The organism is Nocardioidaceae bacterium (genome assembly GCA_018672315.1).
Taxonomy (GTDB): domain Bacteria; phylum Actinomycetota; class Actinomycetes; order Propionibacteriales; family Nocardioidaceae; genus TYQ2.
The window spans coordinates 543,472-566,624 of sequence record CP076053.1 but is presented as its reverse complement, the minus strand read 5'-3'; the positions used below and the strand labels follow the sequence as shown (position 1 = coordinate 566,624).

At 70.1% G+C, this 23,153-nt stretch carries 24 protein-coding genes; 14 read left to right on the top strand and 10 right to left on the bottom strand.

What is annotated here, in order from left to right:
• Window positions 1-23 precede the first annotated feature (23 nt).
• From KLP28_02670 to KLP28_02655, 4 genes are read left to right on the top strand one after another with little or no spacing between them, the layout of a single operon-like run.
• A complete protein-coding gene (locus KLP28_02670) occupies window positions 24-791 on the top strand; it encodes a PspA/IM30 family protein (protein ID QWC85684.1) in 768 nt (255 codons plus the stop codon).
• A gap of 49 nt (window positions 792-840) precedes the next feature.
• The gene (htpX, locus tag KLP28_02665) at window positions 841-1,704 is read left to right on the top strand and encodes a zinc metalloprotease HtpX (GenBank protein QWC86757.1); all 864 of its coding nucleotides are present in this window, start codon (window positions 841-843) and stop codon (window positions 1,702-1,704) included.
• Between the two features lie 25 nt (window positions 1,705-1,729).
• Window positions 1,730-2,302, top strand: a complete 573-nt coding sequence (locus KLP28_02660) for a hypothetical protein (GenBank protein QWC85683.1) — start codon at window positions 1,730-1,732, stop codon at window positions 2,300-2,302.
• 35 nt (window positions 2,303-2,337) lie between these two features.
• The gene (locus KLP28_02655; GenBank protein ID QWC85682.1) at window positions 2,338-3,588 is read left to right on the top strand and encodes a HAMP domain-containing histidine kinase; all 1,251 of its coding nucleotides are present in this window, start codon (window positions 2,338-2,340) and stop codon (window positions 3,586-3,588) included.
• A gap of 10 nt (window positions 3,589-3,598) precedes the next feature.
• Here KLP28_02655 and nadA read toward each other — a convergent pair whose 3' ends face one another.
• The gene (gene nadA / locus KLP28_02650; protein QWC85681.1) at window positions 3,599-4,819 is read right to left on the bottom strand and encodes a quinolinate synthase NadA; all 1,221 of its coding nucleotides are present in this window, start codon (window positions 4,817-4,819) and stop codon (window positions 3,599-3,601) included.
• A 78-nt stretch (window positions 4,820-4,897) separates the two neighbouring features.
• On the opposite strand from nadA, the gene KLP28_02645 reads away from it, so the two are divergent.
• The 3 genes from KLP28_02645 to erpA all read left to right on the top strand — a co-directional run bounded on the left by KLP28_02645 (window position 4,898) and on the right by erpA (window position 7,126).
• Complete coding sequence (locus KLP28_02645; GenBank protein ID QWC85680.1) at window positions 4,898-6,073, top strand: glycerate kinase; 1,176 nt, start codon at window positions 4,898-4,900, stop codon at window positions 6,071-6,073.
• 78 nt (window positions 6,074-6,151) lie between these two features.
• Window positions 6,152-6,703 (top strand): VOC family protein, encoded by a 552-nt coding sequence (locus KLP28_02640; GenBank protein QWC85679.1) that lies wholly within the window; start codon window positions 6,152-6,154, stop codon window positions 6,701-6,703.
• A 63-nt stretch (window positions 6,704-6,766) separates the two neighbouring features.
• Window positions 6,767-7,126: an iron-sulfur cluster insertion protein ErpA gene (erpA, locus tag KLP28_02635; protein ID QWC85678.1), complete on the top strand. Its 360-nt coding sequence runs from the start codon at window positions 6,767-6,769 to the stop codon at window positions 7,124-7,126.
• An 81-nt stretch (window positions 7,127-7,207) separates the two neighbouring features.
• Here the strand turns inward: erpA and KLP28_02630 are convergent, their stop codons facing one another.
• Entirely contained in the window at window positions 7,208-7,453 is a 246-nt protein-coding gene (locus tag KLP28_02630; GenBank protein QWC85677.1) for a hypothetical protein, read from the bottom strand.
• 112 nt (window positions 7,454-7,565) lie between these two features.
• On the opposite strand from KLP28_02630, the gene KLP28_02625 reads away from it, so the two are divergent.
• The gene (locus KLP28_02625; GenBank protein QWC85676.1) at window positions 7,566-8,549 is read left to right on the top strand and encodes a carbohydrate kinase family protein; all 984 of its coding nucleotides are present in this window, start codon (window positions 7,566-7,568) and stop codon (window positions 8,547-8,549) included.
• A 7-nt stretch (window positions 8,550-8,556) separates the two neighbouring features.
• Entirely contained in the window at window positions 8,557-9,369 is an 813-nt protein-coding gene (locus KLP28_02620; protein QWC85675.1) for an Fpg/Nei family DNA glycosylase, read from the top strand.
• Here KLP28_02620 and KLP28_02615 read toward each other — a convergent pair.
• Both KLP28_02615 and KLP28_02610 read right to left on the bottom strand, forming a co-directional pair.
• Window positions 9,357-9,584, bottom strand: a complete 228-nt coding sequence (locus KLP28_02615; GenBank protein QWC86756.1) for a sulfurtransferase TusA family protein — start codon at window positions 9,582-9,584, stop codon at window positions 9,357-9,359. The two genes, KLP28_02620 and KLP28_02615, sit on opposite strands and share 13 nt — an antisense overlap.
• Before the next feature lie 28 nt (window positions 9,585-9,612).
• Entirely contained in the window at window positions 9,613-10,812 is a 1,200-nt protein-coding gene (locus tag KLP28_02610) for an aminotransferase class V-fold PLP-dependent enzyme (protein ID QWC85674.1), read from the bottom strand.
• A gap of 250 nt (window positions 10,813-11,062) precedes the next feature.
• On the opposite strand from KLP28_02610, the gene coxB reads away from it, so the two are divergent.
• From coxB to KLP28_02585, 5 genes are all read left to right on the top strand, one after another.
• A complete protein-coding gene (coxB, locus tag KLP28_02605; GenBank protein QWC86755.1) occupies window positions 11,063-11,785 on the top strand; it encodes a cytochrome c oxidase subunit II in 723 nt (240 codons plus the stop codon).
• On the top strand, window positions 11,782-13,551 hold the full coding sequence (gene ctaD, locus KLP28_02600) for a cytochrome c oxidase subunit I (GenBank protein ID QWC85673.1): 1,770 nt from the start codon (window positions 11,782-11,784) through the stop codon (window positions 13,549-13,551). Before coxB ends, ctaD begins: the two co-directional genes overlap by 4 nt.
• A 3-nt stretch (window positions 13,552-13,554) precedes the next feature.
• The gene (locus KLP28_02595; protein ID QWC85672.1) at window positions 13,555-13,950 is read left to right on the top strand and encodes a cytochrome c oxidase subunit 4; all 396 of its coding nucleotides are present in this window, start codon (window positions 13,555-13,557) and stop codon (window positions 13,948-13,950) included.
• Between the two features lie 127 nt (window positions 13,951-14,077).
• Window positions 14,078-15,325 carry a L,D-transpeptidase family protein gene (locus tag KLP28_02590; protein QWC85671.1) on the top strand — a complete coding sequence of 416 codons (1,248 nt, stop codon included), beginning with the start codon at window positions 14,078-14,080 and terminating at the stop codon, window positions 15,323-15,325.
• A 263-nt stretch (window positions 15,326-15,588) separates the two neighbouring features.
• Window positions 15,589-15,732, top strand: coding sequence for a hypothetical protein (locus KLP28_02585; protein QWC85670.1), 144 nt, complete (start codon window positions 15,589-15,591; stop codon window positions 15,730-15,732).
• Window positions 15,733-15,790: 58 nt separating this feature from the next.
• Here KLP28_02585 and KLP28_02580 read toward each other — a convergent pair whose 3' ends face one another.
• The 6 genes from KLP28_02580 to KLP28_02555 form a co-directional block, all read right to left on the bottom strand.
• Complete coding sequence (locus KLP28_02580) at window positions 15,791-16,159, bottom strand: hypothetical protein (GenBank protein QWC85669.1); 369 nt, start codon at window positions 16,157-16,159, stop codon at window positions 15,791-15,793.
• A gap of 159 nt (window positions 16,160-16,318) precedes the next feature.
• Window positions 16,319-18,577 (bottom strand): catalase/peroxidase HPI, encoded by a 2,259-nt coding sequence (gene katG, locus KLP28_02575; protein QWC85668.1) that lies wholly within the window; start codon window positions 18,575-18,577, stop codon window positions 16,319-16,321.
• 144 nt (window positions 18,578-18,721) lie between these two features.
• Window positions 18,722-20,464: a cytochrome bc complex cytochrome b subunit gene (locus KLP28_02570; protein QWC85667.1), complete on the bottom strand. Its 1,743-nt coding sequence runs from the start codon at window positions 20,462-20,464 to the stop codon at window positions 18,722-18,724.
• A 6-nt stretch (window positions 20,465-20,470) separates the two neighbouring features.
• Window positions 20,471-21,373: a Rieske (2Fe-2S) protein gene (locus KLP28_02565; protein ID QWC86754.1), complete on the bottom strand. Its 903-nt coding sequence runs from the start codon at window positions 21,371-21,373 to the stop codon at window positions 20,471-20,473.
• 140 nt (window positions 21,374-21,513) lie between these two features.
• Window positions 21,514-22,302: a cytochrome c gene (locus KLP28_02560; GenBank protein QWC86753.1), complete on the bottom strand. Its 789-nt coding sequence runs from the start codon at window positions 22,300-22,302 to the stop codon at window positions 21,514-21,516.
• 148 nt (window positions 22,303-22,450) lie between these two features.
• Window positions 22,451-23,092 (bottom strand): heme-copper oxidase subunit III, encoded by a 642-nt coding sequence (locus KLP28_02555; protein QWC85666.1) that lies wholly within the window; start codon window positions 23,090-23,092, stop codon window positions 22,451-22,453.
• Window positions 23,093-23,153 lie beyond the last annotated feature (61 nt).

Below are 23,153 nucleotides of genomic sequence, written 5' to 3'. Positions count from 1 at the left end.
GCATCCGCCGAGGAGCACCGACGATGGGCATGATGAAGCGGCTGAGCATGATCCTGCGCAGCAAGGCAGACAAGGCCCTGGACAAGGCCGAGGACCCGCGCGAGACCTTGGACTACTCCTACAAGCGCCAGGTCGAGATGCTGCAGAAGGTGCGTCGGGGCGTCGCCGACGTCGCCACGAGCCGCAAGCGCGTCGAGCTGCAGATGAACCAGCTGCAGCAGCAGTCCGACAAGCTGCACGGGCAGGCGCAGCAGGCGATCGAGGCGGGCCGCGAGGACCTGGCCCGGGAGGCGCTCACGCGGCGCTCCGGCCTCGCCGGTCAGATCGCGGACCTCAAGACCCAGCACGACGCCCTGGTCGCGGAGGAGGAGAAGCTCACCGTCGCCTCGCAGCGGCTCTCGGCCAAGGTCGAGGCGTTCCGTACGCGCAAGGAGACGCTGAAGGCGACCTACACCGCGGCGCAGGCCCAGACCCAGATCAGCGAGGCGTTCACCGGCCTCTCCGACGAGATGGGCGACATCGGCTCCGCGGTGACCCGGGCCGAGGAGAAGACCGCGCAGATGCAGGCGCGTGCCGGCGCCGTCGACGAGCTCCTCGCCTCCGGCGCGCTCGACGAGCCGGGCTCCCTCGGCGGGGGTGACGACATCGCCCGCGAGCTGGAGGCGATGAGCTCCCAGTCCGACGTCGAGTCCGAGCTCGCAGCACTGAAGGCGAAGTCCACGCCCGAGCTCGGCAGTGGCTCGGGAGACGCCGGCGACGCGGGCGACCCGGGCTCCTCGAAGGGGGTCTGACGCGCCGGTGGCGACCCGCTTTCGCTCCGACGCCGGGCTGACCGCCCGGATGACGCTGACGATGTTCCTGCTCGGCGCGCTGTTCGTCGGGCTCGTCGTCGTGCTGATGTACGCCTTCCCGGGCTTCGCGGTGATCATCGCCGTGGTGGCCGTCGGCATGGCGTTCTTCCAGTGGTACAACTCCGACACCGTGGCGATGAAGGCCATGCACGCGCGCGAGGTGTCGCCGGAGCAGGCGCCCGAGCTGCACGCCATGGTCGACCGGCTCTGCGTCCTGGCCGACATGCCGAAGCCACGCGTGGGCGTCGCCGACACCGACCTGCCGAACGCCTTCGCCACCGGCCGCAGCCCCGACCGCGCGGTCGTCGTGGTGACCACCGGCATCCTGAACCGCCTCACGGTCGAGGAGCTCGAGGGCGTGATGGCGCACGAGCTCTCCCACGTGGCGCACCGCGACGTGCTCGTGATGACGCTGGCGTCCTCGGCGGGCATCATCGCCGGCCTGGTGACCCAGGGATTCCAGTTCGGCGGCCTGCACGCGGTCGGTCGCAGTCGCCGCGACGGAGCCGGGGCCGCCCTGGCGATCGCCCTGGTGGCGAGCATCGTCACCTACGTCATCAGCTTCGTGCTCATCAGGCTGCTCTCGCGCTACCGCGAGCTGTGCGCCGACCGCTCCGCGGCGTACCTGACCGGCCAGCCGGCGGCGCTGGCCTCGGCGCTGCGCAAGATCAGCGGCGAGATGGCGACCATCCCGCAGCGCGACCTGCGCAGCGTGGAGACCATGAACGCCTTCTTCTTCGCCCCGGCCATCCGCAACGTCGACGTCGCGCAGCTGACCTCGACCCACCCCTCGCTCGAGCAGCGTCTCGAGCAGCTCGCACGCATCTCCGCCGATCTCGGGCGTCCGCTGTGAGCGCCCGTCCCGAGCCAGTCGTCTGATGGGGTGGCTGGACGCGCTGCGCGGTCGCCGGACCCCGCCGGCGCCTCGGCTCGACGCTCTCTTCTCGGTCCCGGGCGCCGCGGTCACCCTCGAGGTCGAGGGCTGGAAACCCACCGGCACCGGCGGTGTCTGCTACCGCGCGACCGACGGGCGGGCCTTCGCCGAGCTGCAGGCCGACGTCCGGGCCCTCCTGGACGCCGACGACGGCCCACCGGTCGAGGTGACGCGGGACGAGTTCGGGTTCACCTGGCTCGTGGTGACCGGCGCACCGGACGTCGGCGCGGTGGTGACCGACCTCCACGCGGTGAACGTCAACCTCGCCGAGCACGGCTTCGACAGCGGCCTGCTGTGCACGACGATCGGGTTCTCCGACGGCCGCGGCGGTCGGCTCGCGCTGGTGTACCTCTACAAGCAGGGCACCTTCTACCCGTTCGTCCCCAGCCAGGGCTCGGGCGGCCGGCAGCGGGACAACCTCGCCGAGCTGAGGGTGCGGGACCTCGTGGCGGGCGACGTGCCGTTCGAGACCGATCTGAACCGGTGGATGGCGTTGTACGATGCGCCAGGTTTCTGAGTCGACCCCCGGCCAGAGGCCACTCGGAGGCTCTCGTGGACGGCAACCACGTCTTACGACAACAGGTCGTCGACGCCTACCTCGCCGCTCATCCACCCTGCGAGCCGCTGCCGGGCCACGAGGACCTCGTGGCCCTGGCCGTCCACATCGCCGCCGTCCCGGGTGCCGCGATCAACCTGCTGACCGAGCACGAGCAGGTGGTGGTCGCGAGCTCGTCCCTGGAGGCGGGTGAGACGTTCCCCCTCGAGGACTCCCTGTGCCACCGCGTGGTCGAGGGGGGTCTCGGCGAGACGCAGGTGCCCGACCTCGCCGCCGATGCACGGTTCGCCGACAGCGGCTTCGTCTCCGGCCGCCTCGCCGAGCTGCGGTTCTACGCCGGGTTCCCGCTGCGTACGCCTGGCGGGGTCGACGTCGGCACCCTGTGCGTCTTCGACGAGCAGGAACAGGCTCTCGACTCCGGTCAGGTCGAGGCCCTGACGATGCTGGCGCGACGTGTGGTCGACCTGTACGAGCTGTCGGTGCGCGAGCGTGAGCTCAGCTCGGCCGCCGAGGCCCTCACCGCCCAGGCCGAGGCCCTGAGCCGCACGAACCGGACGCTCGACGCCTTTACCGGCCAGATCGGCCACGACCTCAAGGGGCCGGTGGCCAGCCTGCGGATGTCGCTGGGCATGCTCGCCGAGAACGACGCCGTCCTCTCCGACTCCGATGCCGCCTGGCTCTCCGACACCGCCGTCATCGCTGCCCGGCGACTCGGCACCATGGTGGAGGACTGCCTGGAGTTCGCGCGGCACGGAGGACGGCTCCAGCGTCGGCCCGTCGACCTCGCAGCCCTCGTCGCCGGGGTCGAGAGCGACCTCTCCGCCCAGCTCGACGGCATCGACCTCGTCCGCGGGCAGCTGCCGGTCGTGCACGCCGACGCGTCCCAGCTGGTGCCGCTGGTGCAGAACCTGGTCGCGAATGCGGCGAAGTTCCTCGCCGGTGTCCGCGAGCCCGTCGTGCGGGTCTCCGCGGTCACGACCGGTCGCGACGGCTTCCGGCTCGAGATCGCCGACAACGGCCCCGGCGTGCCGGAGGCCGATCGCGCCAGGGTCTTCGACACGCACTGGCAGGGCAGCCACGAGGTGCCGGGACTCGGCCTGGGTCTGGCCACGTGCCAGCGCATCGCCGAGGCGCACGGAGGTCGCATGACCGTCGGTGCCGCGCCGGAGGGAGGCGCCCTCTTCGCCCTGGTGGTGCCCCCGCGCGCCCGGACCACGGCCCAGGTGCCGAGCCAGCCCACGGGCTGACCGGGAGCGCTCAGTCCTTCGCGGTCCTGCCGGGCAGGTCGAGCATGCGTTGCAGCGCGACCTGAGACCACTGCTGGGTCTCGGCGTCGACCTCGATGACGTTCGGCACGCGGCCGGCCACGAGCTCCTCCAGCGCCCACACGAAGTGGGGGAGGTCGATGCGGTTCATCGTCGAGCAGTAGCAGACCGTCTTGTCGAGGAAGGTGATCTGCTTGTCGGGGTGGGCGTCGGCCAGACGCTTCACGAGGTTGAGCTCCGTGCCGATGGCCCAGGCGGAGCCGGGTGCGGCGGCCTCGATCGTGGCGATGATGAACTCGGTCGACCCCACCTGGTCGGCCTTGGTCACCACCTCGTGGCGGCACTCGGGGTGCACCAGGATGTTGATGCCCGGCACCTCGCGGCGCAGGTCGTCCACGCACTCCGGCGAGAAGCGACCGTGCACCGAGCAGTGGCCCTTCCACAGGATCATCCTCGCGTCCGCCAACTGCTGGGCGGTGAGCCCGCCGTCGGGTCGGTGCGGGTCCCACACGACGCAGTCCTCGAGGGAGAGCCCCAGCTCGAGCACGGCCGTGTTGCGACCGAGGTGCTGGTCGGGGAGGAAGAGCACCTTCGCGCCGCCGTCGACGTCCGGCTTCTGTGCGTACGCCCACTCCAGGGCCACCTCGGCATTCGAAGAGGTGCAGACCGAGCCGCCGTGCCGGCCGCAGAACGCCTTGATGTCCGCCGAGCTGTTCATGTAGGTCACGGGCACGACGGCGTCCGCGATGCCGGCACGCTCGAAGGCGTCCCACGCGTCCTCGACCTGCGGCAGCGCGGCCATGTCCGCCATCGAGCACCCGGCGGCCAGGTCGGGCAGCACGACGCGCTGGTGGTCGGCGGTGAGGATGTCGGCGGACTCGGCCATGAAGTGGACGCCGCAGAAGACGATGAACTCGGCCCCGGGCCTCGCCGCGGCCTCCTTCGCCAGCTTGAAGGAGTCCCCGGTGACGTCGGCGAACTCGATGACCTCGTCGCGCTGGTAGTGGTGGCCGAGCACGAAGAGCCGCTCGCCCAGCGCCGCCTTGGCCGCACGGGCACGCTCCACCAGACCGGGGTCGGAGGCGGGAGGCAGCTCGCCGGGACAGGTGACCCCGCGCTCGGAGCCTTCGTCGGTGCCCGTGCCGAGCACCAGCAGGGGCAGCGAGCTGGCGCCGGGCGGTGCCGCGGCGGGGGAGATGTCGGTGGTGCTCATGGTCCGATCCTCTCACCGGCACCCGAGCCGTCCCGGCGGTGGCGGTGCCCGGGGCCGGAGGCGGGCAGACTGGACCCCATGCGTGTGGTCGTGGCCCCCGACAAGTTCGCCGGCACCCTGACGGCCGTCGAGGCCGCCGGGGCCATCGCCGAGGGGTGGGCGCGCCGTGCCCCCGACGACGAGCTCGTCGTCGTCCCGATGTCCGACGGCGGGCCGGGCTTCCTCGACGTCCTGCACGCCACGCTGGGCGGCGAGGTCGTCGCCTGCACCACCACGGACCCGTACGGACGTGACGTGCCCGGCGCCGTCCTGCTGCACGAGGAGCAGACGCCCTCCGGGACCCGGGTGACGGCGTACGTCGAGAGCGCCCAGGCACTCGGCCTGCACCTGACCCCGGACACGGAGCGCGACGCCGAGCGGGCCGGGTCCGCCGGGCTCGCGACGCTGCTGCTCACGGCCCGCGCCCGGGGCGCCGACCGCGTCGTCGTCGGCCTCGGGGGCAGCGCGGTGAACGACGGCGGCGCAGGACTGCTGCAGGGCCTCGGCGCGGTGGCGTACGACGCCTCGGGCGCCGTGGTCGACGTCGCCGGCGGCCCCCGGTCGCTCCCGTCGGTGCACCGCCTCGATGCCTCCGCGGCCGTCGAGGCCGTGGCGGGACTGGAGCTGGTCGTCGCCTCCGACGTCGACAACCCGCTGCTGGGTCTGTTCGGGGCCACGAAGACGTACGGGCCGCAGAAGGGTCTCGCGGAGGACCGGCTGCCGTGGGTCGAGGGCCGGCTGGTCGACCTGGTCGACGCCGTCGACCGCGGGGCCGGGCCCGAGGCGGCCGACAAGCCCGGCACGCTCTCCTCGCGACGAGAGGGGGCGGGCGCTGCGGGCGGCACAGGGTTCGCGCTCCTGCTGCTCGGAGCCACGCGTACGCCGGGGCTCGACGTCGTCGCCGACGCCGTGGACCTCACCGGGGCGCTGCGGGGCGCCGACCTCGTGGTCACCGGAGAGGGCGCCTTCGACTTCTCCTCGCGGTCGGGCAAGGTCCCCTACGGCGTCGCCCGGGCGGCCGAGGCCGTGCTGGCGCCGTGCATCGCGCTGGCCGGCCAGGTGCTCGTGGGATCGCGCGAGACGCGCGCCCTCGGCATCGATGCGGCGTACGCCCTGGTCGACCTCGTCGGTGAGGAGCGCGCCTTCGACGACCCACGGGCCGCCCTGGCCGACCTCGCCGAGCGGACAGCACGGACGTGGTCGCGGCGTCGATGAGTCTCGATGGGTGCCGATGAGTCCGCAGCCCACGGCAGGTCCACCCTCCGACACCACGCGACCGACGAGGAGCCCCCGATGACCGCGCCCACCCACCCCGCCCACGCCGCCCACGCCGAGCCGAGGCTCCGCACCTGCCTGTGGTTCGCCCGCAAGGACGCGCGGGAGGCAGCCGAGTTCTACGCCTCGGTCTTCCCCGACACCCACGTCGACGGGGTGCAGGACTCGGCCGCCGACAACCCCAGCGTCTCCGCGGGCGAGGAGCTGGTCGTGGAGTTCACCCTGCTGGGGCAGCCGTTCATGGGCCTCAACGGAGGCGACGGCCCCGGTGGCCGACCGAACGAGTCGGTCAGCTTCGTGGTGACCACCGCGGGACAGGCCGAGACCGACCACTACTGGGACGCGCTCGTCGACAGCGGCGGGGCCGAGAGCATGTGCGGGTGGTGCACGGACCGCTGGGGCTTCTCCTGGCAGATCACCCCGGTCGAGCTGCTCGACGGGCTGGCGGACCCCGATCCGGAGGCGGCGCGACGGGTGATGGAGGCGATGCTCGGGATGCGCCGCATCGACGTCGCCGCCGTCGAGGCCGCCCGTCGGGGACCGGCGCCCGACTCCTCGACTCGGGAATAGCAGCAGGAGCGCGTACGCTTGCCCCACCGACAGCATCCGCACCCGAGCAGCCAGGGAGCACCCATGACCGAGCAGGTCGAGACCACCGAGCGCCGCACCGACGGCATCAACCTCTCCGACTTCGCGGCCGAGAAGGTCCGCAGCCTCCTGGAGCAGGAGGGTCGCGACGACCTCTCGCTGCGCATCGCCGTGCAGCCGGGCGGCTGCTCGGGCCTGCGCTACCAGCTGTTCTTCGACGAGCGCAGCCTCGACGGCGACCAGGTCACCGACTTCAACGGTGTGAAGGTCGTCGTCGACCGCATGAGCGTCCCGTACCTCCTGGGCGCCCAGATCGACTTCAAGGACACGATCGAGGCCCAGGGCTTCACGATCGACAACCCGAACGCGACGGGTTCCTGCGCCTGCGGCGACTCCTTCCACTGAGTCGCGGCGCCGGACCCACGACGAGACCCGCATCCCCTGACGGGGGTGCGGGTCTCGTCATGTGCGCGGGTGGTGCGTCGATCAGCCCAGGTGCAGCTCGAGCGCCGCGGCGAGGTGGGCGGTGGCGGCGTCGACGCTGATGTCGCGCTTGGACACCTCGCGGGGGAAGTCCTCGTAGCGCAGGCTCGGCGCCGGCGTGGTGAGGAAGGCCCTCGTCCGCAGCGGCAGGTGCATGGTGCGGGCGACCGCGGCGCAGTCGCCCGCCATCGTGGCGGCGGTGTCGGCGTCGTCGTAGGCCAGCCGTGAGGTGGGACGTGAGGTCTGCATGGTCTCGACGCTAGGGGCTACCGCCGGGTAGGCGAACCGCTACGCGGCGGTAACCTTCGCACGACCCACGACGTTCACACGCGCGACGCTCGCGCACGACCCTGGAGGCCTCGTGGCCCTGCTCGTGACCGGTTCCATCGCCACCGACCACCTGATGACCTACGGCGGCACCTTCGCCGAGTCGCTGGTCGTCGACCAGCTCGACAAGCTGTCGGTGAGCTTCCTGGTCGACGACCTCGAGGTGCGCCGGGGTGGTGTGGCGGCCAACATCGCCTTCGGTCTCGGCGTGCTCGGCCTGCAGCCGGTGCTGCTGGGGTCCGTCGGCGAGGACTTCCGCGACTACCGTTCGTGGCTGCGTCGACACGGCGTCGACTGCGACTCGGTGCACTTCTCCGAGACCAAGCACACTGCGCGGTTCGTGTGCACCACCGACCGCACGATGGCCCAGTTCGCGAGCTTCTACCCGGGCGCCATGTCCGAGGCGCGCGACATCGAGCTGGAGCCGGCGGCCGAGCGGCGGGGCGGTGCGGACTACGTGCTGATCGGGGCGAACGACCCCGAGGCCATGCGACGGCACACGCACGAGTGCCGGCAGCGGGGCTACCGCTTCCTGGCCGACCCGTCCCAGCAGCTCGCCTTCTCCGACGGGGAGCTGATCCGCGACCTCGTCGACGGCGCCCACATCCTGTTCTCCAACGAGTACGAAGCGCACCTGACCGAGCAGAAGACCGGGTGGGACACCACCGAGCTGCTGGGTCGGGTCGGCACCGTGGTCACCACGCTGGGCAAGGACGGCGTACGCGTCTCCCGGGCCGGCGAGGAGCCGATCGTCGTCGCAGCCGTCGCCGACGCCGACGCCGTCGAGCCGACGGGCGTGGGCGACGCCTTCCGCGCCGGCTTCATCGCCGCCCTCACCTGGGACCTCACGCTCAAGCGTGCGGCCCAGTTCGGCTGTCTCGTCGCGGCGTACGCGCTGGAGCAGGTCGGCACCCAGGAGTACGAGCTGCAGCGCGAGGCCGTGCTGACGCGCATGGCGACGGCGTACGGCGCGGACGCCTCCGCCGAGCTCGCCCCGCACCTCGCCGGACTGGCCTGATCCAGCCGTGCCCGAGGGCCACACGATCCACCGCCTGGCGCGGCGGCACTCCCGGCTGGTCGGCCGCGGCACCACGGTCTCGGCGTCCACGCTGCAGGACCGCTTCGCCGCGGGCGCGGCGCGGCTCGACGGGGCGTCGTTCGCGAGGGCGGAGGCGTACGGCAAGCACCTCTTCCACCGGTACACCGCGGCCGACGGTGAGCCCCTGCGTCTGCACGTTCACCTCGGCCTGTACGGCAAGTTCACCGACGGCACGGCGCCGGCTCCACCTGCCCGCGGTGCCCTGCGCCTGCGGCTGCTGACCGAGGAGCGCTGGTTCGACCTGCGTGGTCCGATCGCGTGCGAGCTGGTCACCGACGAGGAGGTCGCTGCCATCGCGGCGCGGCTCGGGCCGGATCCGCTGGCACGGCGCAGGGACCCGGCCCCCTTCCTGGACCGCGTCGCCCGGTCCCGCGCCCCGATCGCTCGTCTGCTCATGGACCAGGCCGTCGTCGCAGGCGTCGGCAACGTCTACCGGGCCGAGGTGCTGTTCCGGCAGCGGGTGCCGCCGATGGCGCCCGGGCGCGACCTGGACGGTGCGACGCGGGAGGCGATCTGGGAGGACCTCGTCGGGCTCCTGGCCGCCGGGGTGCGGTCGGGCCGCATCGTCACGACGCTGCCCGAGCACCGGGCACGTCCCAGCGGCCGGCCCCGGTCGGTCGACGCCCACTACGTCTACCGCCGCGACGGGCAGCCGTGCCGGCTGTGCGGCACGCCGGTGGCCCGCGCGGAGCTGGACCACCGCAACCTCTTCTGGTGCCCCCACTGTCAGGCGGGTTGACGCCGCCGCACGAGGTAGCGCGGTGTGCCGTCCTCGCAGACGTCCTCCCCGACGTACTCGTGCCGCCTCATGCGGCACCAGGCAGGCACGTCGTGCCGGGTCGCGGGATCGGTGGCCGCGACCGCGACGAGGCCGCCGGGCGGCACGTCGTCGATGGCGTTCGCCAGCCTGATCACCGGCAGCGGACAGCGCAGGCCCCGGCAGTCCAGCTCCAGCACCCCGTCATCGGACCGGTCCGCCACCTCAGACCCCCACCCGCGCACGCACCTCGGCGACGACCCCGGGGAGCACGGCGAGGAAGCGGTCCACGTCGGCGTCGCTGACGTCGCGGTCGAGGCTGAGGCGTACGTTGCCGTGCGTGAGCGCGCCCATCGCGGCGAGCACGTGGCTGGGCTCGAGCGTCGAGGCGCTGCAGGCGGAGCCCGAGTCCACCGCGAAGCCGTGCCGGTCCAGAGCGGCGACGAGCGCCTCGCCCTCGGCGTAGAGGCAGCTGAAGGTCACCACGTGGGGCAGGCGGTCGACCGGGTCGCCGACGACGTCGACGTCGTCGACCAGGCGCGGGACCTCCTCGCGGATGCGGGTGATCAGCGCTCGCTGGCGGCGGTCGAGCTCGGCCCGTTCGGCGACGCGGGCCTGGAGGGCTGCCGCCGCGGCCAGCGCGGCGGGCACGTTCTCGAAGCCGGTCGTCCGCGGGTCCGCCCGGTCGTCGGGCACCTCGGGGTCGCGCCAGCGCACGCCCTTGGGGACCACGAGCACGCCCACGCCGGCAGGGCCGCCCCACTTGTGGGCGCTCAGCGCGGCGACCCAGCCACGGGGGAGCGGCTCGCGTCCGGCGGTGGCGCAGGCGTCGGTGAACAGCAGGGGCGCGGGCCGGTCCGCCCGGTCCTCGGCCAGCAGGCGCTGCTCGAGGGCCACCAGCGCCTGGCGCGTGCCCACCTCGTGGTTGGCGGTCTGCAGGGCGACCACGTCGGGCCCGGCGGCGAGCACGCGCTCGACGTCGACGCGACCGGTGGCGTCCACCCCCACCTCGGTGGCCTCGCCGCCGGCGGCGCGGTGGGCGGCGAGGAGGTGGCGTACGCAGGAGTGCTCGACCGCGCCGGCGACCAGGTGCGCGGGACGGCGCCGCCGTCGTTCGTGCGCGAGCAGCAGTCCGCGGAGCCCGCGGTGCACGGCGTGCGTGCCCGAGGGGGTCAGCACCACCTCGTCGGGGCGTACCCCCAGGCTCTGCGCGATCGCCGCGCGGGCGTTGTCGAGCATCAGCCGGGCGTCCCGCCCGGCGCCGTGCAGCCGGCGGGGGTCGCCGTACGCGGGTCCCAGCGCTGCCAGGAGCGTCTCGCGCGCCGCCGGGTGCAGGGTCTCGCCCGAGGCGGCGTCCAGGTGGACGCGCGCGGTTCCCGCCGCGGACGGCGGCGGCTGCGCCGTGTCGGGTGCCTGCTGCGTCACACCCCGACGGTAGCGGGGATCTGAGAGACGCTCAGACGGAGTGGTCCGGTAGTCTCAGGTTGTTCGTGCGGCCCCGACAGAGAGGCTCGAACTCGTGACCAGGCTCCACCTCTTCGGTGCGCGACCGCGGCGCATCGCAGCGGGCGTCTCGTTCGGCGCCCTCGCCCTCCTCCTGGCGGGCTGCTCCGCGGCGGATCAAGAACAGGTCCGTCGCCTGGCGTTGCCGAACAACGTCACCAACGAGTCGCAGATGGTCTACGACCTGTGGATGTGGATGTGGGCGGCGGCAGCCGTCGTCGGCATCGGCGTCTGGGGCCTCATGGCGTACGTCTCGGTCCGCTACCGCCGTCGCAGCGACGACGAGGTGCCGGTGCAGACGCGGTACCACCTGCCGCTCGAGGTCTTCTACACGATCGTCCCCGTCGTGATGGTCGTCGCGATCTTCTACTGGACCGTGAAGTACCAGGACGCGATCCTCGACGACCCGCCGCCGGACGAGACCGTCGAGGTCGTCGGCTTCCAGTGGCAGTGGGCGTTCAACTACGAGAACCCCGAGGACCCCGACACGTTCGTCGTCGACGGCGGCGCCGGCGGCGGGGTCATCCCGACGCTGTGGCTGCCCGTGGACGAGACCGTCCGCATCGACCTCCGCAGCCCCGACGTCATCCACGGGTTCTGGGTGCCTGCGTTCCTCTTCAAGATGGACATCATCCCCGGCAAGGACAACAACTTCACGTTCGTGCCGAACGAGGAGGGGCTGTACGCGGGCAAGTGCACCGAGCTGTGCGGCACGTACCACTCCCGCATGCTCTTCAACGTCAACGTGGTCTCGCGTGCGGAGTACGACGCGCACTTGCAGGACCTCGCTGACCAGGGCAGGGTCACGACCTCGACCTTCGCCGAGTTCAGCGAGACCAGCGCCGGCACCGAGGGCATCGTCGGCACCGGCAACCCCGAGGAGGGTGAGCAGTGAGCACCGCCAGCAGCTCAGACGGCTTCGCGCAGAGGTCGTCCGTCGTCGCTGACCGCAAGCCGATCGGTGAGCAGGTCGTCCGCGTCCTGACCACCACGGACCACAAGCTGATCGGCAAGCTGTACCTCGGCACGTCGTTCGTGTGGTTCCTGCTGGCCGGACTCATGGCGCTCCTGATCCGGGCCGAGCTCGCCTTCCCGGGCACCCAGGTCGTCAACGACGAGACCTACAACCAGCTCTTCACGATGCACGGCACCATCATGCTGCTGCTCTTCGCGACGCCCCTGTTCTTCGGCTTCGCGAACCTCATCATGCCGCTGCAGATCGGAGCGCCCGACGTCGCGTTCCCGCGGCTCAACATGTTCAGTTACTGGCTGTTCCTCTTCGGTGGCCTGATCACCGCCGGTGGCTTCCTGACCCCGAGCGGTGCGGCCAGCTTCGGCTGGTTCGCCTACACCCCGCTCTCGACCGGTGTCTACTCGCCGGGCGTCGGTGGCGACCTGTGGGTCATGGGTCTGTGGATGTCCGGTCTCGGCACCATCCTGGGTGCGGTCAACTTCGTCACGACCATCATCTGCATGCGCGCCCCCGGCATGACGATGTTCCGCATGCCGATCTTCGTCTGGAACGTGCTGGTCACGAGCCTGCTCGTGCTGATCGCGTTCCCGATCTTCGGTGCCGCGCTGCTGAGCCTCGCGGCCGACCGCATGCTGGGCGCGCACGTGTTCGACCCCGCGCACGGCGGCCCGATCATCTGGCAGCACCTGTTCTGGTTCTTCGGTCACCCGGAGGTCTACATCATCGCGCTGCCGTTCTTCGGCATCGCGACCGAGATCCTCCCGGTCTTCAGCCGCAAGCCGATCTTCGGCTACGTCGGTCTGGTCGGGGCGACGCTCGGCATCGCGATCCTCTCGGTCGCGGTGTGGGCGCACCACATGTACGTCACCGGGTCGGTGGACCTCGCGTTCTTCTCGGGCATGACGTTCTTGATCGCCGTCCCGACAGGCGTGAAGTTCTTCAACTGGATCGGCACGATGTGGGGCGGGTCCCTGTCGTTCGAGACACCGATGCTGTGGACGCTGGGCTTCATGACCACGTTCCTCTTCGGTGGTCTGACCGGCGTCATCCTGGCCTCGCCGCCCCTGGACTTCCACCTCTCGGACTCCTACTTCGTGGTCGCGCACTTCCACTACGTCGTCTTCGGCACGGTGGTGTTCGCGATGTTCGCCGGCTTCTACTTCTGGTGGCCGAAGATGACGGGTCGCATGCTCGACGAGCGCCTCGGCAAGATCCACTTCTGGCTGCTCTTCATCGGCTTCCACACCACCTTCCTGGTGCAGCACTGGCTGGGCGTCGAGGGGATGCCGCGCCGGTACGCCGACTACCTGCCGGCCGACGGGTTCACGACGCTGAACCAGATCTCGACCGTCGGGGCCTTCCTGCTGGCTCTCTCGATCCTGCCGTTCCTCTGGAACGTGTACGTCACCGAGAAGTCCGCACCGCAGGTCGAGGTCGACGACCCGTGGGGCTGGGGTCGCTCACTGGAGTGGGCGACGTCCTCCCCGCCGCCGCGTCACAACTTCCACACCCTGCCGCGCATCCGCTCGGAGTCCCCGGCGTTCGACCTCCACCACCCGGAGATCGCCGCGCTGGAGCTCGACCAGAACGAGATCGAGGACGAGAGCACCCCCTCGGACGCTCCGCAGATGTACGGCCGACGCAGCGCCCTGTCCGACCAGTCCCGCCGCAACCACGAGGAGAGCTGAGCGATGAAGGTCGAGGCATGGGTCTTCGGCGTCACGGCCGCGTTCGTCTGGCTGTTCAGCCCGCTGTACTGGTTCCTGTCCGGTGACTGGACGGGCACCACCGCGCTGGTGATGACGGCGCTGCTGGCGTCGATGGGGTTCGGCTACCTGTACTTCCACGCCTCGCGCATGACGCCCCGCCCCGAGGACAAGCTCGACGGCGAGATTGCCGAGGGAGCCGGTGAGCTCGGGTTCTTCCCGCCGTTCAGCTGGTGGCCCCTGTGGTGTGCGGCATGCCTGGGCGTCATGGTGCTCGGCACCGTCTTCGGCTGGTGGCTCTTCGGCGTGGGCTTCATACTCGGCGGCGTGGCCACGGCAGGGCTCGTCTTCGAGTACTACCGCGGGGAGTTCGCCCACTGACGGCTGCTCCACGCCGCCGCGTTTCGTCGCCCGTGAAGTCACGGGTGACCATCGACACCGACCGAGGATTCTCGATCGGTGTCGTGCGTTGCTACTCTCGGTACTGGTCGATCTGAGTAGGAGTGCCATGTCTCGCAGCCCCCGTCCTACCCGCGTGACCCTCGCCGCTGCCGCCTTGACGGCTCTCGGTCTCACTGTCAGCGGTTGCACCGGCGCCACGACGGGCGCCGGCACCGACGGCAGTGCCGCGGACGGCGACGCCACGAGCGCCGGTGCGGAGGGCCAGGCGGCACCCGAGCCGCAGGCTGTCATCTCGGCGAACCTGCCGGAGTCGGGCAGCGTCCCGGTCTCGCGCTTCGTGAAGCTCTCGGTGCAGGACGGCAGCCTCGACCGCGTCGCCGTCCGCGCCAAGGGCGTCAAGGGCGCGAAGGGACTGGTGTCCGGTGCCATGACCGACGACGGTGCCTCCTGGCGCGCCGACGAGCGGCTGGAGGCCGGCACGACGTACGTGATGCGGGCCAAGGCCACCGACCACCAGGGACTCGTCACGACGCAGAAGCGCCGCTTCAGCGCTGACGACCTCGCGCTGTCGGAGCAGACGTACGCCTCGATCGCCCCGCTCGACGGTTCCACCGTCGGCGTGGGCATGCCGGTGATCGTGAAGTACGACATCCCCGTGCAGCGCAAGAAGGCCTTCGAGAAGCGCATGAACGTCGAGAACTCCTCGAACCAGGCCGGCGCCTGGCACTGGCTCAGCGACTACGAGGCCCACTGGCGTCCGAAGACCTACTGGAAGCCCGGCACCACCGTCGACGTGAGCGTCGACGTGAACTCGCTGCCCGCCGGCAACGGCATCTACGGTCAGATGGACCGCGAGGCGTCGTTCACCGTCGGTGACCGCCGCATCATGAAGGTGGACCTGGCGACCAAGCAGCTGACCTACGTCGTCAACGGCACCGTCGAGGCCACCATGCCGTTCTCCGGAGGCAAGCCCGGCTTCGAGACCCGGTCGGGCACCAAGGTCATCATCGAGAAGTTCCGCGAGAAGCGGATGGATGCCGCGACGACCGGCATCTCCGAGGACGACCCGGAGTACTACAACATCGAGGATGTCGAGTACGCGATGCGCCTGACGTACACCGGTGAGTTCATCCACGCGGCCCCGTGGTCGGTCGGTTCGCAGGGCTACAGCAACGTGAGCCACGGGTGCACCGGTCTGTCGACGGAGAACGCGGGCTACCTCTACGACAACACGATCATCGGCGACGTCGTCGAGACCACCGGCTCGAGCCGTCAGATGACGCTGACCAACGGCTACGGCGACTGGAACGTCTCCTTCAAGGAGTGGAAGCAGGGCTCGGCCCTCGCGGGCTGATGTCGCTGCGCGACACCCTCGCAGCTGAGGTCGGTGATCTCCTGGGGCACGAGACGCCCGGAGTCTTCGGGCCCCCGTCGTGCGGAGGTGGCCCTGAGTGGCAGGTGATCTGCTGCGCTCCCACACATGAGCTTCTGCGGCTCCTGCCGTCGGCCTACCGGGACGTCGTGACGTCCTCTTACGGCGAACACCAGCCACCGTGCCTGGATCTCGTCCTAGACGGCCGCGAGGCGCCTGCGGCGATTACGCGTGTCGATCTCGACGTGATGCCGCTGCACGAGGCTGCGCACATGGTCGGCGCGCGCCGCGAGGCGCGAGACCTGCTCAAGGCGCTCGAGAACGGGGCCCCCGAGCTCGTACGCCCCGCGGTGCTCGCCGCGCTCCGAGCAGTCTTCGCCGTCCGCTGAGACCACGAGGGGCCCCGGGCAGAAGCCCGGGGCCCCTCAAAATGGTGAGGCTCCGTGCTCATGCATCGATCGCGACCCACGCCACGTCCTGCGGCGACGGGACCAGTCCCGCGGCCCACTCGGACTCGCCGTCGATTTCAGGACCTCCCGGCTCCGCGATCTCACTGCCCCATGCGGCGCTGGCCAGGTCAATCGGGTCGCTCGTGCCTTGGCGTCGCGACAACGAAGTCAATCGCCATCGTCGACCCAGCACGGGCCCGTCGACCTCAGCTCTCACCAAGACAGTGCACCACTGACCGTCATCGATTCGTGCCGCCACGAACGTTATCTCCGGCGCAATGCAAGGGGTCTCGCTGATGACGTCTTCGAGCGCTTCAACAAGAGTCTGACACCAGCGCGGGTCAAAGGTGACATCGCCCGTATTCATGTCGCAACCATCTCATCTCGGTCGAGGTCGCCACCTCAGGAATACAGAGCGAAGGCAGAGGCGCCGTGTAGCGCACGGGCCCCGACGCGGGGGAGGCTTTAACACGCACGAAGGGCCCCGGGCGGCTGCCCGGGGCCCTGCGTCGCGAGGACGCTGGAGTCAGCCCTTCTTGACGTCGTAGCGGTCGAGCATCATGACCTTGTCCCACACGGCCACGAAGTCGTGCACGAAGCGCTCGTGACCGTCGGAGGCGGCGTACACCTCGGCGACGGCGCGCAGCTGCTGGTTGGAGCCGAAGAGCAGGTCGTTGCGCGAGGCGTCGTACACCTTCTCGCCCGTCTCGCGGTGGTGACCGGTGAAGGTCGTGCCCGCCTCGTTGACCTTCTTCCACTCCAGCTCCGTCGTGGTGACGGCGTCGAAGAAGTCCGTCGACAGGACCCCGACGCGGTCGGTGAAGACGCCGACGCTGGACTCGTCGTGGTTGCAGCCCAGCACGCGCAGACCGCCGGTGAGGGCGACCCACTCCGGCGCCGAGAGGCTCTTCAGGGCCGCGCCGTCGAGGAACATCTGCTCCGGCGCCACGTGCGAGACCTCGGAGAAGTCCGGGATGATGTAGTTGCGGAAGCCGTCGACCACGGGGGCGAGCCACTCGTGCTGCTCGGGGTCCGTCTGGTCCTGGAGGGCATCGACCCGACCCGGCGTGAACGGCACCGACACCTCGACGCCGGCGTCCTTCGCCGCCTTCTCGACCGCGACGCAGCCGCCGAGGACGATGAGGTCGGCGAGGCTGACGTTCGCCGAGGTGGCGTCCTTGATCTCGGTGAGCTTGTCGATCACGTCGCCGGTGCGGACGTTGACCTTCCAGTTCTTCTGGGGCTCCAACGCGATGCGGGCGCCGTTGGCGCCGCCGCGCTTGTCGGAGTCGCGGTAGGTCGCCGCCGAGGAGAACGCGGTGTACGCCAGGTCCGAGACGCTCAGTCCGGAGTCCAGGATCGTCTGCTTCAGCTCGGCGATCTCGCTGTCACCGACCACGGGGCCCTCGTGCTGCGGCAGCGGGTCCTGCCACAGGAAGTCCTTCTCGGAGACCTCGGGACCCAGGTAGCGCGACTTCGGACCCATGTCGCGGTGGGTCAACTTGTACCAGGCCTCCGAGAAGGCCTTGGTGAAGTAGTCGAAGTCGCCGAGGAACTTCTCGCAGATCTCGCGGTAGACCGGGTCGACCTTCAGCGCGATGTCCGAGGTCATCATCATGAGCTCGTCCATCTTGCCGTCGATGTGCGCGTCGGGCGTCTTCGGCGCATCGGGGTCCTTCGGCTTCCACTGGGTGGCGCCGGTCACGGGGTTCTCGATCTTCTCCCAGTCGTACCTGAAGAGGTTCGTGAGGTAGTCGTTGTCCCACTGCGTGGGGTTCGGCGTCCAGGCGCCCTCGATGCCGTTGGTCATCGTGTACTCGGCGAAGCCCTTGCCCTCGGGGTTGTTCCACCCCAGGCCCATGTCCTCCATGGGGGCGATCTCCGGCGGCGGGCCGATCTTGTCGGCCGCGACCTTGCCGTGGCTCTTGCCGAAGGCGTGCCCGCCCGCGATGAGCGCGACGGTCTCCTCGTCGTTCATCGCCATGCGACCGAAGGTGATGCGGATGTCGATCGCGGAGTCCTGGGGGTTGCCGTTCTCGTTCGGGCCCTCGGGGTTGACGTAGATCAGCGCCTGGTGCGACGCGGCGAGAGGCTGCTCGAGCTCGTAGTCGGCGTCGCCGGGCTCGCCGTTCCAGCGGCGGCTGCGCATCACCATGGCGTCGAAGGACTCGGGGTTGGAGTTCTCGATCCACTCCGCACCCCAGTACGTCGCGTCGTCGGCCTCCCACGCGTCACGTCGTCCGCCGGCGAAGCCGGTGGTGGGGAAGCCCATGATCTCCAGGGCGCAGTTGCCGGTGAGGATCATGAGGTCGGCCCAGGAGAGCGCGTTGCCGTACTTCTTCTTGATGGGCCACAGCAGCCGCCGCGACTTGTCGGTGTTGCCGTTGTCCCACCAGGAGCTGACGGGGGCGAAGCGCTGCAGCGCCTGCCCGGCGCCGCCGCGGCCGTCGGCGATGCGGTACGTGCCGGCCGAGTGCCAGGCCATGCGGATCATCTGGGGGCCGTAGTTGCCGTAGTCGCTGGGCCACCAGTCGACCGAGGTGGTGAGGAACTGCTTGATCTCGCCCTTCAGCTCCTCGAGGTCGATCGCGTTGAAGGCGGCCTCGTAGTCGAAGTCGCGCAGCGGGTTCGCCACGGCGCCGTCCGTGTGCAGCTGCTCGACGCGCAGCCGGTCGGGGTACCAGTCCGACAGCGTCGGCTTGGAGGTGTACGCGCCACCGACGTTGTTGCCACCGAAGGGGCACTTCCCTTCGAGCACCTCGGTGTAGTCCTCGTACGCAGTCATGGTCTTCCTCCCGGTCGGATCGCTCGGCACCGACTCCCCGGCACCCCCCATCCTTTAGCCCCCCAGGGGTCTGGCCATGCCTCCCTGGACGCACGAGAGCCCCCGGGGATTCCCCCGGGGGCTCTCGTGCGTGGTCTCAGCCGGTCAGTTCTTCTTCTTCTTGACCGGCACCGACTGCTCCGAGGACGAGCCCGACAGCTGACGTGTCTCGCTCTCGTCGTCGTGGCCGCCCTCGAGCTCGTGACGCAGGTGCTCCTGCGCCTCCTCGAGCTCGGCGCGCGTGGGGGGCTGCACGTTGTCGGCGTACCAGTAGACCGAGAGACGCTCCCGCAGCTTCTGGGCGGGGGAGAGGGGAGCACGCGTCCCGTTCTCGTCCTCCACGGCCTCGGCGCTGTAGATCTTGCCGAGGTCCTGCTCGCGGGCCGTGAGGGTGTAGGCCGACTCCAGGCCGATCGGGAGGTGCCGCTCGCTGTAGGCGCCCTCCGAGGACCGCATGATGACGCCGGACTCGTAGCCGTGCAGCAGCTTCTCCTCGTCGGCACGCTGCAGCGCGATGCACCAGCGCCGGGTGATCCAGAAGGCGATCAGCGGCAGGACGAACACCGCGACCCGGTTGAAGTAGGTGATCTCGTTGATCGACAGGCCGAAGATGACCGCGACGATGTCGTTGCCGCCCGCCATCCACAGGATGCCGTAGAAGGCCATGAAGGCGACCAGCAGCGCGGTGCGCGTCGGGTTGTTGCGCGGCCGCTGCAGCAGGTGGTGCTCACGGTTGTCCTTGGTGATCCACTGCTCGATGAACGGCAGCATCAGGACGGCCGCGAACACGATGCCGGGCAGCACGATGATCGGCAGGAAGATGTTCCAGCTCAGCGTGTAGCCGAACAGCTCGGTCTCGATGCCGGGCATGATCCGCAGCGCGCCGTCCGGCCAGCCCATGTACCAGTCCGGCTGGGAGCCGGCGGTCACCTCGGCCGGGTTGTACGGCCCGTACCGCCAGATCGGGTTGAGCTCGATGATGGCGCTCATCAGGGCCGTGAAGCCGAAGACGATGAAGAAGAAGCCACCGGCCTTGGCCATGTAGACGGGGAGCAGCGGGAAGCCGACCACGTTGTCGTTGGTGCGGCCCGGGCCAGGCCACTGCGTGTGCTTGTGGAAGACCAGCAGCAGCATGTGGGCCGAGATCAGACCGACCAGCAGCGCCGGCAGCAGCAGCACGTGGGCGGTGTAGAGCCGCGAGATGATCGCGTCGCCCGGGAACTCGCCGTCGAAGAGGAAGAACGAGCCGTACGTGCCGATCACCGGGATCGACTTCACGAAGCCGTCGGCGGCGCGGATGCCGGTGCCGGAGAGCAGGTCGTCGGGCAGCGAGTAGCCGGTGAAGCCCTCGAGGATGCCGAGCAGCATCAGCAGCATGCCGATGACCCAGTTGAGCTCACGCGGTTTGCGGAACGCGCCCGTCAGGTAGACGCGCATCATGTGCACGAACATCCCGGCGATGAACAGGTGCGCCGCCCAGTGGTGGATCTGCCGCACGAGCAGACCACCGCGGATGTCGAAGGAGATGTTGAGCGTGGACGCGAACGCCTCGGACATCTCCAGACCGCGGAGCGGCGCGTACGAGCCGTCGTAGACGACCTCGGTCATCGACGGCCTGTACCACAGCGTCAGGAACGTGCCGGTGAGGAGCAGGATGACGAAGCTCCACAGGGCGATCTCGCCCAGCATGAAGGACCAGTGGTCCGGGAAGACCTTGCGGAGCTGCTTCTTGCCGAGGGTGCCGAGGCCGAGACGCTCGTCGGCCCAGTTGGCCGCCTTGCCGGTCGGCGTGGACTTCTGGACCGCGGCTGCTTCGCGTCCGTTGGTGTTCGCGGCTGTCGTCGACATGACGGATCAGCCCCTTTCCCAGTAAGAGGGTCCTACAGGCTCCAGGAAGTCGCTCTGCGCGACGAGGTAGCCCTGCTCGTCGACGGTGATCGGCAGCTGCGGCACGGCGCGGGCAGCGGGTCCGAAGACGACCCGGCCGTTGTCGGCGAGGTCGAAGGTCGACTGGTGGCAGGGGCACAAGAGGTTGTGGGTCTGCTGCTCCCACAGCGAGATCGGGCAGCCCACGTGGGTGCAGATCTTCGAGTAGCACAGGATGCCGTCGACGCCCCAGTTCTCGCGCCCGGGAGCGGGGGTGATCTCGGTCGGGTCCATGCGCACGATGACGATCGCCGCCTTGGCCTTCGCCTGCAGCAGCTCCGCACCGTGGTAGAGCTTCTCGCCGTCGGGCCCCTCGGCGAAGAAGACCGCGGGCTCACCGTTGACGAGCTGGCCGATCTCGATGTCGCTGGGCGTGAGCGGCATGCCGGAGATGTCGTTGACCAGACGCATGCCCCGCCGCCACACCGTCTGCTCGAGCTTGTCGCCGGGCAACGGGCCCAGGTCGCGCAGCAGCACGACCGCGGGCAGACCCAGCGCACCGAGAGCGCCGAGCAGGGAGTTGCGGATCAAGGGGCGGCGGCCGATGCCGGACTCCTCGATGCCGGTGTTGAGCTTGCCCACGGTCTCCTCGCGGTCCGCGTCGGAGGACCGTGCGGGGTGACGCATCTCGACGATCTCGGCGTCGGCCATCAGCTTGCGCGACCACTGCACCGCGCCGGCGCCGATGAGGAGGAGCGCCATGCCCAGGCAGATGCCGAGGAAGAGGTTCGAGGCGTTGAAGCCGAGGACGACGTCGAGGTCTTCGCCGATGTCGAAGAAGAAGTAGGAGAAGACGAAGAGCACGGTGAACACCGTGGACAGGCCGAACATCGTGGCGACCTGACGCTCCGCACGGCGGGCGGCGTCCTCGTCGACGTCGGTGGGTCGCCAGGTGTGCGCCGGCAGACCCGGGTCGTCGACCGCGGACTGGGCGGGAGGATTCGGGTTCGGGTCCTCCGGGTGAGAGAGGGTCACGCCTGCTCCTCCTTCTTCTTGCGGTTGGTGCGGGCGGTGTGCGAGGCGATCCACACGCAGAAGGCGACCAGGCCGCCGATGCCCACGACCCAGGCGGCGAAGCCGTCGGCGACCGGACCGTACGAGCCGAGACCGAAGCCGCCGTAGGACGGCATCTCGTCGGTGTACTTCAGGTAGGCGATGATGTCCTTCTTCTGCTCCGGGGTGATCACCGCGTCGGAGAAGACGGGCATCTGCTGCGGGCCGGTGACCAGGGCCTCGTAGATGTGGACGGGCTCGACGCCGACGAGCGAGGGGGCGTACTTGCCCTCGGGGAGCGCACCGCCGCTGCCCGCGAAGTTGTGGCAGGCGGTGCAGTTGGTGCGGAAGAACTCGCCACCGCGGACGATGGCCTCCTCGCGCTCGGCCTCGGGGATCGTGTTGGGGTCGTACATCTCCTCGGTCGGGATGGCCGGACCGGGGCCGAGCGAGGCGACGTAGGCGGCCAGGGCGCGCGTCTCCTGATCGGTGTAGATCGTCTGCTTGCGCGGTGCCTGCACGCCCGGCTGGGCCATCGGCATGCGACCGGTGCCGACCTGGAAGTCGACTGCGGCGGCACCGACGCCGACCAGCGGCGGACCGTAGTTGTTGCCGGATGCCTGCTCGAGGACGCCTTCGCCGTTCTGCCCGTGGCAGAAGGAGCAGCCGTACAGATACAGCTCACGCCCCTGCTCGATCAGCTCGGTGTCGACGGTGCCCTCCGTGGCCTCGGCGGGCATCACGAACGAGGCGCCGGCGCCTGCCATCACCAGGCCGGCGAGCAGGACGGCCAGCCCGGCCAGCGGGCTGCGACGGCGGCGGGAGAGGCAGCCGGAGATGCGGGTTGCGAGAAGTCGCACTGCGGAGATCCTTTGCGTGGGGAGGTCCGGGGCGCCGGTTGCTGCAGCGCGGCTCTTATTGGATGACGTAGACCGCGGCGAACAGTGCGATCCACACGACGTCGACGAAGTGCCAGTAGTACGAGACTACGACGGCACTCACGATCTGTTCATGGGTGAACTTCTTGGCCAGGACGGTGCGCCCCAGCACGAAGAGGAAGGCGACCAGACCACCGATCACGTGGATGCCGTGGAAGCCCGTGGCGAGGTAGAAGAGCGAGCCGTACGCGGAGGCCTGGATGGTCAGCCCCTCGTGCACCAGCTCGGCGTACTCGAAGGCCTGACCGGCGACGAAGACCGAGCCCATCAGGTAGGTCAGCACGAACCACTCGCGCAGTCCCCACTTGCCCATCTGGAGCATCCCGCCGGAGCGGCCGACCTGGCCGCGCTCGGCGGCGAAGACGCCCAGCTGACAGGTGAGCGAGGAGGCGACCAGGATCGCGGTGTTCGTGGTGGAGAACGGGATGTTCAGCGCCTGGGTCTCCGCGGCCCACAGCTCGGGGGAGACCGAGCGCACCGTGAAGTAGGCAGCGAACAGGGCCGCGAAGAACATCAGCTCGCTGGACAGCCAGATGATGGTGCCCACGCTGACCATGCTCGGACGGTCGTGCTGACCGTGGAGCCTGGATGCCGGAAGGGAAGCCTGTGCAGTCGCCACACGCTCAGTATGACGTGGCTGAGGACCAGACGCACGCCCACCCGGCGCCGCAGTCGGGATC

Coding starts and splice junctions, on each gene's coding strand:
- KLP28_02670 (QWC85684.1), top strand. CDS start 24: ATGGGCATGATGAAGCGGCTGAGCATGATCCTGCGCAGCAAGGCAGAC.
- htpX (QWC86757.1), top strand. CDS start 841: ATGACGCTGACGATGTTCCTGCTCGGCGCGCTGTTCGTCGGGCTCGTC.
- KLP28_02660 (QWC85683.1), top strand. CDS start 1,730: ATGGGGTGGCTGGACGCGCTGCGCGGTCGCCGGACCCCGCCGGCGCCT.
- nadA (QWC85681.1), bottom strand. CDS start 4,819: ATGAGCACCACCGACATCTCCCCCGCCGCGGCACCGCCCGGCGCCAGC.
- KLP28_02645 (QWC85680.1), top strand. CDS start 4,898: ATGCGTGTGGTCGTGGCCCCCGACAAGTTCGCCGGCACCCTGACGGCC.
- KLP28_02640 (QWC85679.1), top strand. CDS start 6,152: ATGACCGCGCCCACCCACCCCGCCCACGCCGCCCACGCCGAGCCGAGG.
- erpA (QWC85678.1), top strand. CDS start 6,767: ATGACCGAGCAGGTCGAGACCACCGAGCGCCGCACCGACGGCATCAAC.
- KLP28_02630 (QWC85677.1), bottom strand. CDS start 7,453: ATGCAGACCTCACGTCCCACCTCACGGCTGGCCTACGACGACGCCGAC.
- coxB (QWC86755.1), top strand. CDS start 11,063: ATGGTCTACGACCTGTGGATGTGGATGTGGGCGGCGGCAGCCGTCGTC.
- KLP28_02595 (QWC85672.1), top strand. CDS start 13,555: ATGAAGGTCGAGGCATGGGTCTTCGGCGTCACGGCCGCGTTCGTCTGG.
- KLP28_02590 (QWC85671.1), top strand. CDS start 14,078: ATGTCTCGCAGCCCCCGTCCTACCCGCGTGACCCTCGCCGCTGCCGCC.
- KLP28_02580 (QWC85669.1), bottom strand. CDS start 16,159: ATGAATACGGGCGATGTCACCTTTGACCCGCGCTGGTGTCAGACTCTT.
- katG (QWC85668.1), bottom strand. CDS start 18,577: ATGACTGCGTACGAGGACTACACCGAGGTGCTCGAAGGGAAGTGCCCC.
- KLP28_02570 (QWC85667.1), bottom strand. CDS start 20,464: ATGTCGACGACAGCCGCGAACACCAACGGACGCGAAGCAGCCGCGGTC.
- KLP28_02565 (QWC86754.1), bottom strand. CDS start 21,373: ATGTTCGGCCTGTCCACGGTGTTCACCGTGCTCTTCGTCTTCTCCTAC.
- KLP28_02560 (QWC86753.1), bottom strand. CDS start 22,302: ATGGCAGGCGCCGGCGCCTCGTTCGTGATGCCCGCCGAGGCCACGGAG.